We start from the raw sequence: 15331 nt of genomic DNA, 5'->3' as shown, positions 1-15331 counted from the left end.
ATTCGGGGATTTTTTTACGTATCTTCTCATCGTTTCCTCATAATGTGATTTACTCCGTATTATTGTGATTTTTATTTCTTTCCGTCAGTAGATTTGATTTGCACTGGCTATTCTTTTATTCATCGATGCCCTTTATGGAAATAACCGCCTGTTAACGAAATATACTGGTTGGATTTCAAAATGCCGCCACAAAGAGGTAATTTGAAAGACGAAGAGTATACGGGGAAATTCAATGCTGAGAACCTTATTAACCCGCGATGTCATCCAATGGTTTCCTGATGTCAGAGATTGGCACGAGGCCATTGAAATCGCCTGTCAGCCACTGATTAATAATGGTGCGATTCAACCCAGTTATGTCGAAGCGATTTATGAGTCCCATGAAAAATTTGGTCCTTATTATGTTGTGGGTTCAGGTATAGCAATACCACATGCCAGACCAGAACAGGGCGTTAATCGGCTTGCTCTGAGCCTGACATTAATAAAACAGGGTGTCAGATTTGGGTCAGCAGAAAATGATCCGGTTAAATTATTGTTTGTATTTGCTACAACAAGTAATTACAGCCATATAGAAGTCATTGCTGAACTGGCTGGGTTATTTGATGATCAGGAAAAAATTAATCGATTAATGCAGACCCGAAATCAGGATGAAATTTTTTCCATTATTCAGGGGTATTAGCCACTACTTTTAGTTAACAGGAAAATAAGATGAATATAACCGTCGTTTGCGGTCATGGTTTGGGCACCAGCCTAATAATGGAAATGAGTATTAAAAGTATTTTGCAGGAATTAGGTGTTGAAGCCAGTGTCGGACATACCGATTTAGGTTCAGCAAAAGGAATAAAGAGCGATATTTTTGTTGCGACAAAAGATATTGCAGAACAACTAGCTGAGCAGCAGGTACATGGAAAAGTTGTTGTATTAGAAAATATGCTCGATAAATCTGCAATGAAATTACGCTTGTCTGCGGCATTGCAAGATCTTGGTAGATTGTAACCGGAGACGCATATGGATTTTTTCCGCTTTCTGATGAATGACGTATTGGCAGAGCCTGCTGTTTTAGTCGGATTGATTTCCTTGATTGGTTTGGTATTGCAGAAAAAACCTGTGACCGAGTGTATTAAAGGTACAGTAAAAACCTTGCTTGGGTTTGTTATCCTGGGCGCTGGTGCCGGAGTTATCGTCTCTTCATTGAGTGGATTCGCCGTTATTTTTCAACATACTTTTGGCATTCAGGGGGTTGTGCCGAATAACGAAGCTATCGTATCAATCGCGCAGAAAAGTTTTGGCAAAGAGATGGCGATGATTATGTTTTTCGCAATGGTGATTAATATTCTGATTGCCCGTTTTACGCCGTGGAAATTCATATTCCTGACCGGGCATCACACATTATTTATGTCGATGATGGTGGCCGTTATTCTTTCTGTTGCCGGGATTCATGGTGCGGCGCTTGTTGCGACGGGATCAATTGTTGTTGGTGTTTCAATGGTCTTTTTTCCGGCAATTACTCATTCTTATATGAAAAAAGTGACCGGTTCTGACGATGTAGCCATTGGGCATTTTTCGACACTCTCTTATGTTCTGGCTGGGTTTATTGGCAGTAAACTGGGGAATAGGGAGCATTCCACGGAAGAAATGAACGTACCAAAGAGCCTGTTATTTCTGCGTGATACATCTGTTTCCATCTCTCTAACGATGGCAATTATTTTTCTTCTCACTTGCCTGTTTGCTGATCAGGAATTTGTGCGACAGATCAGTGGTGGAAAAAACAGCATCATGTATTCTCTGATGCAATCGATCACATTTGCCGCAGGGGTTTATATCATTCTACAGGGGGTCAGGATGGTGATTGCTGAGATTGTGCCTGCATTTAAGGGTATCTCCGATAAATTAGTCCCGAACGCCAAACCCGCACTGGATTGCCCGGTAGTTTTCCCTTATGCCCCCAATGCGGTGCTGATTGGTTTTCTGAGCAGCTTTATTGCTGGAGTCATCGGCATGTTTTTACTTTATTGGCTGAATATGACGGTGATTATTCCCGGCGTAGTTCCTCATTTCTTTGTTGGCGCAACTGCGGGTGTTTTCGGTAATGCAACGGGAGGAAGAAGGGGAGCAATCCTCGGTGCCTTTGCACAAGGCCTATTAATTACATTCCTGCCGGTATTTCTGCTGCCTGTACTTGGCGATATCGGCATCGCCAATACCACATTTAGCGATGCTGATTTTAGTGCTGTAGGAATTTTACTGGGGCTGATTGTTCGTTGATTTTGCCTATGCTGTGAAAGTGAGATTTCAGCTCTTCCTGATGAATATACCATTTGTGATATTTGCTATTGGGAAGATGATCCGGTGCAATATAAACATCCTGACCTTGCCGAAGGTGCTGATTCTATGAGTTTAAATGAAGCCAAAAATGCCTTTAAACAAGGTAGAAGAGTAGAGTGATTTTATGTATTGTGATTTATAGTAAATTTTACGGAATAAAGAATAATAAAATGGAAATCTATAAAAAATACACGATGGATAAAGCGGATAGAATGTTACAGCCTATCATTGGTGGTGAGCTTATCTTATTAAGTTATATCAGTTTTTCACTGGAGGGTAGATTTAAATTTCTGGGTAAAGTAGAAAACTGGGAAAATCAATCCGATACCAAAATATTAGCGGCCATGAATTTTAAAAGATATCTTTCAGATGATATCTTTATAATTAATGATAACTCTTATATAAAAGATGAGGTTTATTTTATGGATGTCAGATATGTTGAGTTATTTGTAAGTGATTATTTAAATAAAAACTCAGAATGTTTCTTTAATGGAGATGCTTTTTTTATTTCTCCGGCTAGAAAAACACTCATTGAGTTTCAACATGACGGTTATATTTTTTTACATCAATTGCCCATTTTGATTAGTGAGAATGAAAAGAAAGTAATTTCAGTAAAAGGATGATAAAAATCTATTTGCTATGAGTTTCAAGTTCACGATTTTCAGTGTAGTCATATGATTTATTTTAACCATTTATTAACAAATTCTTCCGGTGATATAGGGCGATCAAAGTAATAACCTTGTAGGTAATTGACCGAATAGTTTTTCAGCTGATTTGCCTGTTTTTGATCTTCAACACCTTCCGCGACAATTTCTAAATTAAGCCGTAAAGCGAGGTCAATAATATTTTCAACAATATGCTTTGAAAACATATCACTGTTCATTTTACTAATGAAATTATGGCCTATTTTTACTACATTAATGTTCAATTTTTGTAAATAAGCATGATTAGAATGGCCTGTACCAAAATCATCTAAAGCGATTAATACACCTAATTTATCTAATTTATTAAATAGTTCGAGTGTATGTGCATCCAGTTCGAGTAATTCTCTCTCGGTAATTTCTAATATCAGATGGATTGCATCTTCAGGAAATGCCTGTAGAAAGTCGCGGCAATCCTCAACTAAACCACTATCTTTATAATGTTTTGCATTGATATTGAAATTAAAGTGAAAATTTGGCGGTAGCTGATAGGCCAAAGAGGCAAAAAAATCACGAACTTGAGTAATTAAGTTATGTGTTAAGGGAATAATGAGGTCCGATTTCTCAATTTGTGAGATAAAATTTTTAGGCTCTATTAACCCTTGTTTTGGGTGTTGCCAGCGAACAAGGATTTCACATCCGATAAGGGCGTTATTTTTACTACAGATAATGGGCTGAACATAAGGAATAAATTGTTTGTTTTTAATGGCTTTTTTAAATTGATAGTCTGGAATAATAACAGTTTTGGTGTGTTTATATAAAACGATGGCGTATAAAAGTATGAGTATTGTCAATGTTAGCAAAACCCACTCTAATTCTATATCAGGCCTGATATTATTCCGATAATCAGAAAATACTTTCCATAATAGATTACCAGCACTCAGAGTGATGGCGATGAATAGTACCACAAATGCCCGATACAACGTTCGGTATGATTTAAAATTCAGCCCCATCATTTCTCCTTTTTGATAAAGCCCATCATCCAACAGTAGTCTTACTGTCTAGATTTGTAAAATTTTGTGAGCTTGCTGCTGATAAAAAAATGACTGTTTGCTTAAAAAATAACGCTGGCTATCTTACAGGAAGATATTGAATACAGGAACTATATATATATTTATATAGCAAGAATTGAACAACAAATTACGTAATCGGTGGCAGTAATTAAAATAAACCGATTATTGTTTCCATCCTTGGTGAAATAATTAAATTATTTTATTGATTAATGTCAATATTTTGCCACATTATTCCTTCTTTTATTTATTCCCCTCGTATTTTAAGTTATATCTTAAAATCTATTGAAAGTTTATTGTGATGTAATCACAATCGCCACTCGACGGTTCTCTGCCCTTCCTTTTGAACTGCGATTATCCGCAACAGGCTGGCTTGGCCCCAATCCACGGGTTTCTAAGTTAGATCTGTTCATTCCTCCCCGTGTCAGGGCATCTGCAACCGTGTTAGCCCGTCTTAGCGAAAGCTGGTTGTTATAGCTTAATTCACCGTAGTTATCTGTGTGACCATCAAGGCGTGCATGTTCAATGCCTGTTTTGGATAAAATAGCAGCCAGCTTTTTCAATTTTTCCTCCCCAGCAGGTTGCAAGTGAAATTGGTTATTACCAAAAAGGACTTTTTCTGACAGACCAAATAGCCATCCTTCATCCGTTTGCTGAAATCCTTCTTGTTTAAGGACTTTGATTTGTTCCGTTGTCAGTTTGCCCGTATGTTGGCAGGCATTGAGAAGAAAAGGGCTAATCAATGAAATCATTAATATAAAAGCGCGTTTTTTTATCATGATGAATTTCTCGATAAATAGTTTACTTTTGTTGTGTCAGCGGAGTGCCAGCCACCGCCGCGTTGTTTAATGTGATACATGGCGGCATCCGCTTCAGACAGCAACTGTTCTGCTGTTAAAGCACCATTTGACAGAGCAATGCCAATGCTGAGTGTGATACGTAGTTGTTGGCCGCTGGGAAGCTGAATCGGGGTATCCATCGCGTGAATGATATTTTTAGCGATCCGCTCAGCATCTTCTAAACTGGCTGAAGGCAATAAAATGGCAAATTCATCACCACCGAGGCGGGCGACAGTATCTGTTTTCCGCACTTTCTTTTTTAAAGTATCGGCAATTGTGATAAGGACGTGATCGCCTGCTGCATGCCCATAAACATCATTGACATATTTGAGCCGATTACCGTCAATAAATAAAATGGCAGCGCTCTCCCGCATGAATTTGTCATTCATCACTGTGGACAGAACACGCTCAAAAGTTGCACGGTTGGGTAATGTCGTGAGAGAGTCATGTTGTGCCTGCCATGTCAAAGCGGCTTTTTCCGTTTGTAAATGATGCTGCCACTCTTCCAGTTCTTCCAGCAGGTGGTTAAAAACCTGACTGAGTTCATGCAGTTCTGCAATTTGAGCGGAAGGAACCCGCTGAGAAAATGCCCGCCGCTGGCGCACATCATGGGCAACACTGGCAATGTTTTGTAGTGTTCTGACAACGCCGTCATGCATACGCAGGGAAAGGTAGAGTGAAAGTATGGCGCTGATCAGTAGGCAGGCAAACAGTACCAGCAAGGCCTGATAGATAAATTTGGTGATATGTTCACTATTGCCGATTAACCAGACTGAACCCACTTGTTGTTGGTGGTGATAAATAGGAAATGTAACGGGTTCAGGGAATATCCAGTATTCAACCAGTTTCTTAAAATTACCTGTGCGTGTTATCTGGTTGGCATGCCAGCTGGCTAATACCTGATTTTTTGCATCGAAAATCTTTGCTTCGGTAAAACTATCGTGAGCAGCAATCATTTCCAATATTTCGTTTGCAGCTGTTTTATCATTAAATACTACCGCTGCCTGTACGGTATGGGCTATTGTCGATGACATCTGTTTCAGATTATTTTCAGCATATTTCTGCATGGCAAAGAGTGCCAGTAAAGAAAGAAACAGACCGACAACCGATAATGTAACAATAGTAATGATCAGATGGATACGGTGAACTGTCTGACGTAATGTCGGGCGTGATGGCATTAATGAATAACGCTTTTTCATACAGTTATTCCGCCTTACGAGCCAATTGCAGGACATTTGGATCTACGCGTATACCACTGCGAGTCAAAATATCGAGATTAAGGTTAAACGTTGTTTGGGTGCTATCTATATTGAGGCAGAATGCACTACCGATTTCACAATGTTGGTTTTGTTCAGCAATAGTAAGAAGTGGTTTATTATTTTTCTGATTAAATACTTGATGTTGAAGTATAGGATCAATCTGACCGTAGTAAATAATATCACACTTATTGACTAATTGTTCTGTATTGAAATTTAGAATTTCTATCCGTAATTCTATTTCATCAGGAAACATATTAATATTTTTTAAAGCACGAATGTATTTAGAAGGGGTGACCAGACATAAGTGTAATGTCGGACGTGTGACTGGCCAATATGTATAACTGATAATGCCAGAGACGACACGCACAACATTTTCATTTATTTTTATTTGCTCTTTAGTTTCAGGCATAGCTGTTACTATTGAATTACATATCACCATGGTTATACATAAAACCGTCAATACCCGTAAAAATAATTTGGAAGCACAATGTTTGACAACACAGAGAATCCATTCAATTAAGCACATAACGGGATCCCGTTTTTATCTTTCATATTATTAACAGTCATTAATATACACTTAGTCTTTCAAGTCGCCTCTTTGTTGGCTGTATTTACTCATTTCAGTTACTTTTTTTATTAATATATGGTTATCCGTATCACAGGGTTGTCATTCTAAATATATTGGATATGGAACCTATCTCATCATGGCATTCTGTACAAAAATCATTAATCACCGGTTGTAAATGGTCGTATATGAGATAGGTTGCAAAATATATTAAATAATAGAAGGATGAGTTATAAAAACTATTTCCTTTATTTATTAATTTGGTTTTTCAGCAACTCCTATTATGTGCCCATGATTATTATAAGTAATATCAGACACTTTTCCTTGATTCAATCTGTCTATTATGTTTTCTTCTAAAGAAAAGCTTGTTGCAATCTCATCATGGTTTAACGCAGGCCGGTGGCGACGGCGTTCAATACGAAAACGAATTTGATTATACTTTGCCCAGCCGATCAGAAGGAATGCATTGAATATAGCGACAATGATATAGAGGGCAATTGAGCTTAATTCCGAGCTGAATATATACATAATAGGCTTAGGGCCATGATGGGGCGAATTAAATAACCCCGAAATAAACAAATAGACAAATCCACACCAAGCTAAAATAGTCAGTGTGACATCAATAAGACGAGGTAATAATTTCTGTTCTGTAAATATTAAGGGATCTTTCATTATTCTATTCTCTCTATTCCACGATCAGGGCTTTCCCAACGAGCACGTTTGCGGTGGACTTTAAGCATAACTTTGGGAAAAGAGACTAATGTCGTAAACAAGTTCAGCATCCAATATACGACCGGATACCAGATCACCCAGAAAAGTGATGATGCGACGTGTTTTTCATAGCGACGTTCAATTAACAGGCTGACAGTAAACTGAATCAGACAGGTTGCGGCTAATACCAACCCGGTATATCCGGGCGGGAAGAGGGTATAAACCCGAATGGTTTCAGGTAATGTGATAAACATGCCGAGGAAAAACAATATAATCGAAAGGGCAAAGGTAAATGACCAGATTACCGAACAGCAGAATTCGGCAAATAAAACCCACATACGGCGATATTCCCATGCCCAGAGTTTCCGCAGATTTTTGAGAAAGACTTCTGCTCCACCCTGCGCCCAGCGTAATCTCTGTTTCCATAATCCACGAAGCGTTTCCGGCATCAGGATCCAGCAGATAGCCCGAGGCTCAAAGAAGACGGACCAATGACGTAATTGCAGTTTCCAGCTGACATCAATATCTTCTGTAATCATGTCGTTGCTCCAATAACCCACATCGGCAAGAGCACGGCGGTTAAAAGCAGCAACCACACCGGAAACGGTAAACACCTGACCGTAAATCCGCTGAGTACGTTTGATAAGGCCAATGATAGAAGAAAATTCACCTACCTGAATTCGGCCAACCAGAGTAGAGCGGGTACGGATCCGAGGGTTACCGGTCACTGCACCTACACGGGGATGGTCAATCATCGGTTTCACCATCCATACAGCAGCATCACGATCTAACAGAGCATCACCATCAATACAGACCAGATAATCACTGTTGGCAGCAGCAGCTCCGGCCTGAAGCGCGGTAGCTTTCCCCTGATTCTGTTTCAGATGTATCACTCTCAGGGCGCTATGCTGTTTCGCCATATCATCAAGTTCATGGGCGGTGCTGTCGGTTGAACCGTCATTGATTGCAATCACTTCAATATTGGAGTAGCGCTGATTCAGTGCTGCCTGTAGTGTCTCATGCACATTCGGGCCTTCGTTATAACAGGGGATCAAAATGGATATCAGAGGCTCGCCCTCCAGATGGGGCGGCTCATCACTTTGTTTCCAATGTCTTTCACGATAAAACCAGAAATAAACCCCACCTGAAATCCAGATGGCAGACATAAACAGGGGCCAGAAAAACACAAAGTTCAGCATAACTTCACCGGTAAAGGTGACGGCAATACCGATGGGAATACTCAAAACAATACAGAGCACAATAAAAGCAAGAATACGATCAATCATTGAGTGGATACCATTCTGAGGAAAGAACAGGACGGATCGAGTTCATTTCTGGTTGATTATTAATAAAGTCATCAGGGTAGTAACCAAAATTTTGGGCACCATTCAGCTGTAACTGGCGCATCCATTCAGCGAGTTGTTCGCCTGATATCATTCTTTTATTGGATGGTTTGCGCCAGTCTACGGCTTGCAGTTCAAATACCGTTTTACTCAGAGCATCCGGGCGCTGGCCCACAGCTTTCACTAAACGGGATAGCCACTGATTACTTTTTGACAGCGGGATATTTTCCATTAATGGCATTGCCATCGGTGCAACCCAGTCATAATGGGCAAGAAAATCATCCAAATTCTGGGCAAACCACTCTTCGCTGTCCGGTTCCAGAATCGGCAGCGCAAAAATATTACGGGCAGTTTTTACCTGATAACCCCGGACAGATTTGATAGCTTCAGTGAGTTCCTGAGTGAAATCGGTCAGGTATCGGCTTTTGAAGCGGCTCCAGCGGGCGAATTTTTCCGGATCCTGACGAATTTCGGCAATGGAGGCCGGAAAACCTTCCCGCTGATAAACCCTGATTGCATCCGGGCCGGCATCCTCAAAATCTGACATGATGGCATCATCGTGATACAGCACACCCTGAAAAATGGAATGAGCAGCTAGATCCTGATAAATCTCTTTAATTCTGCGGCGGTTTTCTAGGTTATAAGGCGATAACCGGCGGTATTGTGCTTTGTTTACGGATAACTCACCGCTATTTTTGTCATAGCTCAATACGCGGGGCAGGGAAGGCTCTAATTCAAATGCCAGAACCGGCATCCATGCGTAAACATCAATATTTAACCGGCTGTGTATCTGCCAGGAAACCCGGTTAAATAAATCGGCCCGCATTGGTAACCAGCGATTAGGGAAGTAAAGTTCACGTACAGTGCCATCGCCGGTAGGATCTGCAAAAGCCTGTAGGAAAACCGTGTTAATACCGAGGTCGGCAACACGCTGCACCAGTTTGTCGAGATTACTTGCCTGCTGAACAGGGTCAGGATCATAAACATAATCCAGATCAATATGGGCGATACGCAGCGGGAATTTATTCTGAACCTGAATAACCTGTTCCGCGAACTCTTTCAGTGTTGGGTTATTTGTCAGCAAGATCCGCGGAACATTATCCAGATTTTTGGCATTAGCCAGACCGGTATCGAGAGTCAAAGCCAGTTTATAGCCGTGCTGCTTTGCTATATCCAGCGTGACACCACTGTCAATACCGTAAGGCCAGACCCAGACACGCGGCTTTTTACCTGTAGCAGAGATGATCCGCTGAGTGATTGTCCTGACATCCCGCTCCATACGCTGACGGAATTCCTTTTCAGTTTCATATTTGCCTGTTTTGGGATCATAGATTCGGGTGGCAGCGGCAGGTTCGGTATTCCCCTGTGGATTACTAAGAGCACCGTAATGATGCTGATAAGTATGTGAACCAATTTCCACCAGACCGGAGCGGGACATTTCGGCAACCTGTGCCCAGGTGGTAAAACGTTCCCGCGGTACTTGCAGGCCACCAAAATTTACCGGTTTCCCGGCGGGAGCATCAACCCAAATACCGACGGGGGCCAGAATAGCAGGCCAGTTATAGGCTTTCAGTAAAGGAAATACGCGGTGATAGAAACTGCTGTAACCGTCATCAAAAGTGAGTAGCACGGCTTTAGGCGGCAGTGGTGTTCCCCCCTGATTAGCCGTGAGGATCTGATCAACGGTAATAGGTTGATAACCATTGGCGTGCAGCCAGGCAAATTGATCATTCAGAGCACTGGTACGGACGGACATAAAACGTTGGTCAGCACCATCATCTTCAACATCATGATAAGCCAGTACGACAAAACTGTTATGGGGCCAGGGCCGTTCGTTCATCGATAAAGGGCGCTCCGCCGGTGGAACGAAATCAGGCTTTCCGGCGTGGGCCATGACACTGAGTTGAGAAATAAGCAGGCTAACCAGCAAAGCTGAAATCATTAACCAATAGCGAATTACGTTAAAAGTCATAGAAAATCCTTTAGAACCGATACGTTAAATCAAAAGCAGCTTGCAGGTTTTTTTCACGTCTACCGTCATAAGGGCGTTTATCCAGAGTGAGCCGTACGCCTGCATCCACAACATCATTCCACTTAATACGTTGCCCATAACTGACCGTAGTTATCAGCCCTCCGCCATAATCTTTCTGCCAGTACTCGCCGATACCTGCCGTGAGTTGCTGGCTCCAGACGGTCTGATAATGCCGATAAATGATGTGATCCGCTTCCAACGCCGGAAGCAGGGTAAAATCATTTTTGGGATTGAAATAAGGGGTATCTTGCTTGCTGTTATGTGTTGTACCGACTTCCAAAGTTGCATCGAGTTTCAGATAAGGAGCAGTATAGATGCGTTGCATTCCGTTAATGGTATAAGCAAACCGGTTATTACCATCGGAAAAAAAGGAAGGTGCAAAACTGGCACTCCACTGGCTGCGTTCGCTGTATCTCCAGCGGCTATAGATTTGCCCGCCATTAGCGTAAATATTATTGGTTAATGCTCGCAAGGGAGTATTTCGTGCCAGCCGTTCTGCTGATCCACCCAGACGCCATTCATCATTAAAATCGTACCAGCCGGTAAAACGCAGGCCGACATTATTGCCATGACGATAATTCCGGCCAGAAACTTCACCCTCCAGCCAGATATCCCGTGCCCGCCATTCTAAACCGCCACGTAAATCACGGTTTAATCCACGGCCTTCGCTGAACTGAGCGCGGTTATACGCACCACCGGCAAACAGACGCCAGTTATCGTTAATGGGCGGGCTATAAATAACAGCATCAATGTCTGAACTGCTTTTACCGCTGGTGGGGCTGTCTGAATCAATACCCTGATTAACCCTGACACGCAGCTCTGACATATGATGAACATTGCGCAGGCGGTTAAAACGTTTGCCCAGTACATTCTCTGGTGCGCGGGAGATGACATCATCAGCCAGTAAATCAACCTGTTTCCACTCTTGTAGTGCTAAAGCAGTATAACCTTGCTGGATTTCCAGTGATAAATTACGGTGATCAAGCCCTTCAGCCTGTTTTAATTCACTCTCGGCCCGACGAGGCCAGCCTCGATCCAGCCAGATTGCCGCCAAATCGAGACGCAATTTTTGATTGGAAGGGGCTGTACGGGCTAAATGCGTAAAACGCTTTTCTGCCTCAGGTAAATCTTCATTAAGTTGCGCTGATTCCGCCAGAAATTGTTGCCCTTGCAGCCAGCCGTCATTAGGAACCCGGATTGGAGAGCCGTAAACATTCACCATATAAACATTACGTTGTTTGATATTGGCAGCGAGTTTTTGGGCTTCATTTAGGTGCTCACTTTCCACATCGGAATAAAAAAGAACGCTGTCATCTTCCAGTGTGATATGGGAAGTCGGAATTCCTTTATCAGGGTATTTCCCGTTCGGGTAACTCAGCGGGCGCAGAATGTTCCTTGCTTTATCTGGCTGGCGAAGATTCAGATAGGCCGCCGCAGCCCATTTATGGGCATAATCCGGTATTTCTGTGTTTTCTTCTGTTGATGAAGGCTGTTGCAGGCGTAAATATTCTTCAATAAGTTCCTGTGTCCGGAAACGGGCGAGTAATGCCCCAAGGCGATCAATCCGGGCACGTCGGTAATCCTGTTGGGCATCTGGCTGTTCACGCCACTCATTTAGCATATGCTCATAACGGACAAGTGCTTTGTCAGCAATATCAAACCGCTCTGTTTCACTGCGATTCGGGATTATGGCAAGACGAACTAATTCAGCCGCTGCATCGGCTTCCAGCCTGCGTTGTTGACCCGGGGATAACTGTAATTTAGAGGAATTTTGTTGTTCTAAAAGCCATGCTGGGCCATTGATACGGTTGTTTTTTAGACTGAACAGATAATCGTGAGTGGTATTTTTATCATTAGGGAAACGCTCATGGGCGGTGGAGAGCATTTGCATGGCATCCCATGTGCGACCGGCTGCTTCATCAACATAGGCCATTAAACGGTAATTAGCGGCATTGGGATGTTGTGCCAGTAACCTTTTTGCCAGCTGCCGAGCCTCACTGTCTCGCTTGGCATCTGCCAGCGTCATAATCAGGCCTGCTTTTAGATCGTGGTTTTGTTCTTCAAGGACAGAAGCCAGATGCCATAATTGGACGGATTGTGTCCATTGGCGCTGATTGCGATAAGAACGCGCTGCGGCAGCAATACCTCTGGCTGGTAATTCCATAGAATGATAGCGTTGCCAAAGTCCAATCACTTCATTATCTCGCCCGGCCCAGCCTGCAATTTGTAACCAGTCAGCAACCTGAGAAGACGAAAGTTTCCGCCGCTTTTCTTCTTGACGAATATATTCAAGCATGGGGATGGTATTGCCATTTCTGGCTTGCAGGATTAACTCGTCATAATCCGCTTTTGCGGCTTCTGACGTTATTAGACAACTTAGTGATACGAATAACGATAATAGTTTATACCGATATCTATGAAAGCCTATCGGCTTAAAATAAAGATATAGCACGACATCCCCTTTTATACTGCTTATTTAGAAAACAGCAGAATCAGACGAAGTAAAATTGAATTTAGATTAAGAAAAAACTTTTGTTTCTTCATTTTTGAAGAGGCGAAATAATACGTATTGCGTGACTTTATATCAATGGGTAATTCATGAAAAGCAATAAATAAAATATAATTACACTTAGAATAAGTAATATCGTATTGTTACATTTATGGGTAATAATTTAATTAATATTAAAATCAATGTCTTATTATTTTAAGATTTTTCTTATGGTATTTTTTAATTAAATAAATCCATTAAATTCAGAGCTGATAAAATATATTTATTAACAGTATTGATATTCTTTATTGATGATTCGTTTTACTGCTTTTAGTAAGTCGTGATTGTATTTTTCCCACTTTTATCTTCATCAATTTTCCGAATGAGGTCTATATTATTTTGTGACGGTTATTTTATAAAAAATATCCATTTTTATAATTAAATGTGGTGTTTAGGCTTTGTGTTGTTTATTTTTAAAATAAAACATCTTTTATCTTCGAGGGATGATGCATTATCGATGGTTTTATCCATTTGAATGAATAATATTGTGTACGATTTTTTTGATCAAAAAACACAGAAACTCGGTAAAGAATAGCGAATTTAACATGGAATGCCTTTTCTGAAATTAACCTTAGTAGCAACCATACAAACAATAAGTGCTTTAATAATTCCGGCTGGTTCGTATAATCCTGCCTTTTATTATGTTGTTAGTGAGGGAAGTTGTGGATCAGATTGCCAGTATCATCGCTAATGTATGCGAAACTCTCAGAACCAAAAATGTTAGCGAAGTGGGTATTCAATCGTTCAGTTTTCCCCTTTCTGTAACCGATGATACTGACTGGCTGGAATGGTTGGCTGCTCAGCCGCATTACCCTCAATTTTACTGGCAACATCGTGATGGACACGAAGAAGTTGTTGCCTGTGGGCAAATCCGCCTCTTCAGAGATGCCACTCAAGCAGAGAATTTCTTAAATCAACATGCTCAATTTCCTCAAATGCGTATTTGGGGCTTGAACGCGTGGGAAAGGGAAGAAAATACAGATAATGAAGAAAGTTATCTGTTCTTGCCAAGAATAGAAATACGTCGCTGTCATAAGGCCACTTATTTATATCTGAATATTGATGGGCAGGCTGACATCGATAATATTTACGTGTTTCTCAGAAAAATTGCACCCCACCAGCCATTTCAATCATCACGAGTAACGATTTTAAATACCACGCATCGGCCTGAAAGTGAGCAGTGGAATACACTGCTGGAGCAGGCGCTGGATGCCATTACCCGCAAAAAAATGGAAAAAGTGGTAATGGCCCGCAAAACAGAACTCATGCTGGATATGCCTTTGCAAGCAGGCCAATTTATGGCGGCCAGCCGTGAGGTGAATCATCATTGTTATCACTTCATGCTTGCTTTCAGTGATACACAGGCCTTCCTCGCTTCTACGCCTGAACGGCTCTATTACCGCCACCAGCTACAGTTATTTACTGAAGCTCTGGCGGGAACAACAATAAATTCTGATGATGACCAAAAAGCAAAAGAGCTGGGGCAATGGTTATTAAAGGATAAAAAGAACCAGCATGAAAATTTGATTGTGGTGGATGATATTTGCCAGCGTTTACAGGGAGGTGTGACAGCAATCGATGTTGCTCCACCTGATGTTATTCGTTTACGTAAAGTACAACATCTGCGCAGACATATTAATGGTTTTTTAAATCAGGTCTCGGACAGTGATTGCCTGAGTCGTTTACAACCAACCGCTGCTGTTGCCGGTTTGCCACGAGAAGCCGCCCGGCAGTTTTTGGCTGAGAATGAACCTTTTCGCCGGGGGTGGTATGCCGGATCTGCCGGGTATTTGGGACTTGAGCAGAGTGAATTTGCCGTTTCGCTGCGGTGCGCGTACATAGATGGCGCTTTATTGTCATTGTATGCCGGGGCAGGGATTGTTTCCGGCTCAGATCCTGAACAAGAATGGATAGAAATTGAGAATAAGGCAGCAGGGTTACGCTCATTGCTCAGTAATTTATCTATGGAATAGCTGCATGAAATGATGCATGGAGTATTGT

At 41.7% G+C, this 15331-nt stretch carries 13 protein-coding genes and 1 pseudogene; 6 read left to right on the top strand and 8 right to left on the bottom strand.

The window, feature by feature from the left end:
- The first annotated feature begins 232 nt into the window (after positions 1–232).
- The 5 genes and pseudogenes from AACS92_RS07645 (at position 233) to AACS92_RS07625 (ending at position 2945) form a co-directional block, all read left to right on the top strand.
- A complete protein-coding gene (locus tag AACS92_RS07645) occupies positions 233–676 on the top strand; it encodes a PTS sugar transporter subunit IIA (protein WP_099108373.1) in 444 nt (147 codons plus the stop codon).
- A gap of 29 nt (positions 677–705) precedes the next feature.
- Positions 706–993, top strand: coding sequence for a PTS sugar transporter subunit IIB (locus AACS92_RS07640; protein ID WP_099108372.1), 288 nt, complete (start codon positions 706–708; stop codon positions 991–993).
- A gap of 12 nt (positions 994–1005) precedes the next feature.
- Positions 1006–2262 carry a PTS ascorbate transporter subunit IIC gene (locus tag AACS92_RS07635; protein ID WP_099108371.1) on the top strand — a complete coding sequence of 419 codons (1257 nt, stop codon included), beginning with the start codon at positions 1006–1008 and terminating at the stop codon, positions 2260–2262.
- A gap of 15 nt (positions 2263–2277) precedes the next feature.
- Positions 2278–2442: pseudogene (locus AACS92_RS07630) on the top strand (CPCC family cysteine-rich protein); the annotation flags it as partial.
- Between the two features lie 50 nt (positions 2443–2492).
- Complete coding sequence (locus AACS92_RS07625) at positions 2493–2945, top strand: hypothetical protein (protein WP_153044723.1); 453 nt, start codon at positions 2493–2495, stop codon at positions 2943–2945.
- A 56-nt stretch (positions 2946–3001) separates the two neighbouring features.
- Here the strand turns inward: AACS92_RS07625 and AACS92_RS07620 are convergent, their stop codons facing one another.
- The 8 genes from AACS92_RS07620 to pgaA form a co-directional block, all read right to left on the bottom strand.
- Positions 3002–4009 carry an EAL domain-containing protein gene (locus tag AACS92_RS07620; RefSeq protein WP_241537842.1) on the bottom strand — a complete coding sequence of 336 codons (1008 nt, stop codon included), beginning with the start codon at positions 4007–4009 and terminating at the stop codon, positions 3002–3004.
- 317 nt (positions 4010–4326) lie between these two features.
- The gene (locus AACS92_RS07615) at positions 4327–4812 is read right to left on the bottom strand and encodes an OmpA family protein (protein ID WP_099108367.1); all 486 of its coding nucleotides are present in this window, start codon (positions 4810–4812) and stop codon (positions 4327–4329) included.
- A complete protein-coding gene (locus tag AACS92_RS07610; RefSeq protein WP_099108366.1) occupies positions 4809–6071 on the bottom strand; it encodes a diguanylate cyclase domain-containing protein in 1263 nt (420 codons plus the stop codon). Before AACS92_RS07610 ends, AACS92_RS07615 begins: the two co-directional genes overlap by 4 nt.
- A 4-nt stretch (positions 6072–6075) precedes the next feature.
- Entirely contained in the window at positions 6076–6540 is a 465-nt protein-coding gene (locus AACS92_RS07605; RefSeq protein ID WP_241537840.1) for a YfiR family protein, read from the bottom strand.
- 411 nt (positions 6541–6951) lie between these two features.
- Complete coding sequence (gene pgaD / locus AACS92_RS07600) at positions 6952–7368, bottom strand: poly-beta-1,6-N-acetyl-D-glucosamine biosynthesis protein PgaD (protein WP_099108364.1); 417 nt, start codon at positions 7366–7368, stop codon at positions 6952–6954.
- Positions 7368–8693 (bottom strand): poly-beta-1,6-N-acetyl-D-glucosamine synthase, encoded by a 1326-nt coding sequence (gene pgaC, locus AACS92_RS07595; protein WP_099108363.1) that lies wholly within the window; start codon positions 8691–8693, stop codon positions 7368–7370. The genes pgaD and pgaC overlap by 1 nt, the downstream gene beginning before the upstream one ends.
- Positions 8686–10722: a poly-beta-1,6-N-acetyl-D-glucosamine N-deacetylase PgaB gene (gene pgaB, locus AACS92_RS07590; protein WP_099108362.1), complete on the bottom strand. Its 2037-nt coding sequence runs from the start codon at positions 10720–10722 to the stop codon at positions 8686–8688. Before pgaB ends, pgaC begins: the two co-directional genes overlap by 8 nt.
- Positions 10723–10732: 10 nt before the next feature.
- A complete protein-coding gene (gene pgaA / locus AACS92_RS07585; RefSeq protein WP_193756836.1) occupies positions 10733–13234 on the bottom strand; it encodes a poly-beta-1,6 N-acetyl-D-glucosamine export porin PgaA in 2502 nt (833 codons plus the stop codon).
- A 758-nt stretch (positions 13235–13992) separates the two neighbouring features.
- On the opposite strand from pgaA, the gene menF reads away from it, so the two are divergent.
- Complete coding sequence (gene menF / locus AACS92_RS07580) at positions 13993–15303, top strand: isochorismate synthase MenF (protein ID WP_241537839.1); 1311 nt, start codon at positions 13993–13995, stop codon at positions 15301–15303.
- The last annotated feature ends 28 nt before the right edge of the window (positions 15304–15331 follow it).

The sequence above is a fragment of the Xenorhabdus sp. KJ12.1 genome, from assembly GCF_963876495.1.
In the GTDB taxonomy this organism is placed as follows: Bacteria; Pseudomonadota; Gammaproteobacteria; order Enterobacterales; family Enterobacteriaceae; genus Xenorhabdus; species Xenorhabdus stockiae.
The sequence above is the reverse complement of the archived record's forward strand: the minus strand, read 5'-3'. Positions and strand labels throughout refer to the sequence as shown.

Bases quoted from the DNA above. Each gene is read 5' to 3' on its own strand.
- AACS92_RS07645 (WP_099108373.1), top strand. From the start codon at position 233: ATGCTGAGAACCTTATTAACCCGCGATGTCATCCAATGGTTTCCTGAT.
- AACS92_RS07640 (WP_099108372.1), top strand. From the start codon at position 706: ATGAATATAACCGTCGTTTGCGGTCATGGTTTGGGCACCAGCCTAATA.
- AACS92_RS07635 (WP_099108371.1), top strand. From the start codon at position 1,006: ATGGATTTTTTCCGCTTTCTGATGAATGACGTATTGGCAGAGCCTGCT.
- AACS92_RS07625 (WP_153044723.1), top strand. From the start codon at position 2,493: ATGGAAATCTATAAAAAATACACGATGGATAAAGCGGATAGAATGTTA.
- AACS92_RS07615 (WP_099108367.1), bottom strand. From the start codon at position 4,812: ATGATAAAAAAACGCGCTTTTATATTAATGATTTCATTGATTAGCCCT.
- AACS92_RS07610 (WP_099108366.1), bottom strand. From the start codon at position 6,071: ATGAAAAAGCGTTATTCATTAATGCCATCACGCCCGACATTACGTCAG.
- AACS92_RS07605 (WP_241537840.1), bottom strand. From the start codon at position 6,540: ATGCCTGAAACTAAAGAGCAAATAAAAATAAATGAAAATGTTGTGCGT.
- pgaD (WP_099108364.1), bottom strand. From the start codon at position 7,368: ATGAAAGATCCCTTAATATTTACAGAACAGAAATTATTACCTCGTCTT.
- pgaC (WP_099108363.1), bottom strand. From the start codon at position 8,693: ATGATTGATCGTATTCTTGCTTTTATTGTGCTCTGTATTGTTTTGAGT.
- pgaB (WP_099108362.1), bottom strand. From the start codon at position 10,722: ATGACTTTTAACGTAATTCGCTATTGGTTAATGATTTCAGCTTTGCTG.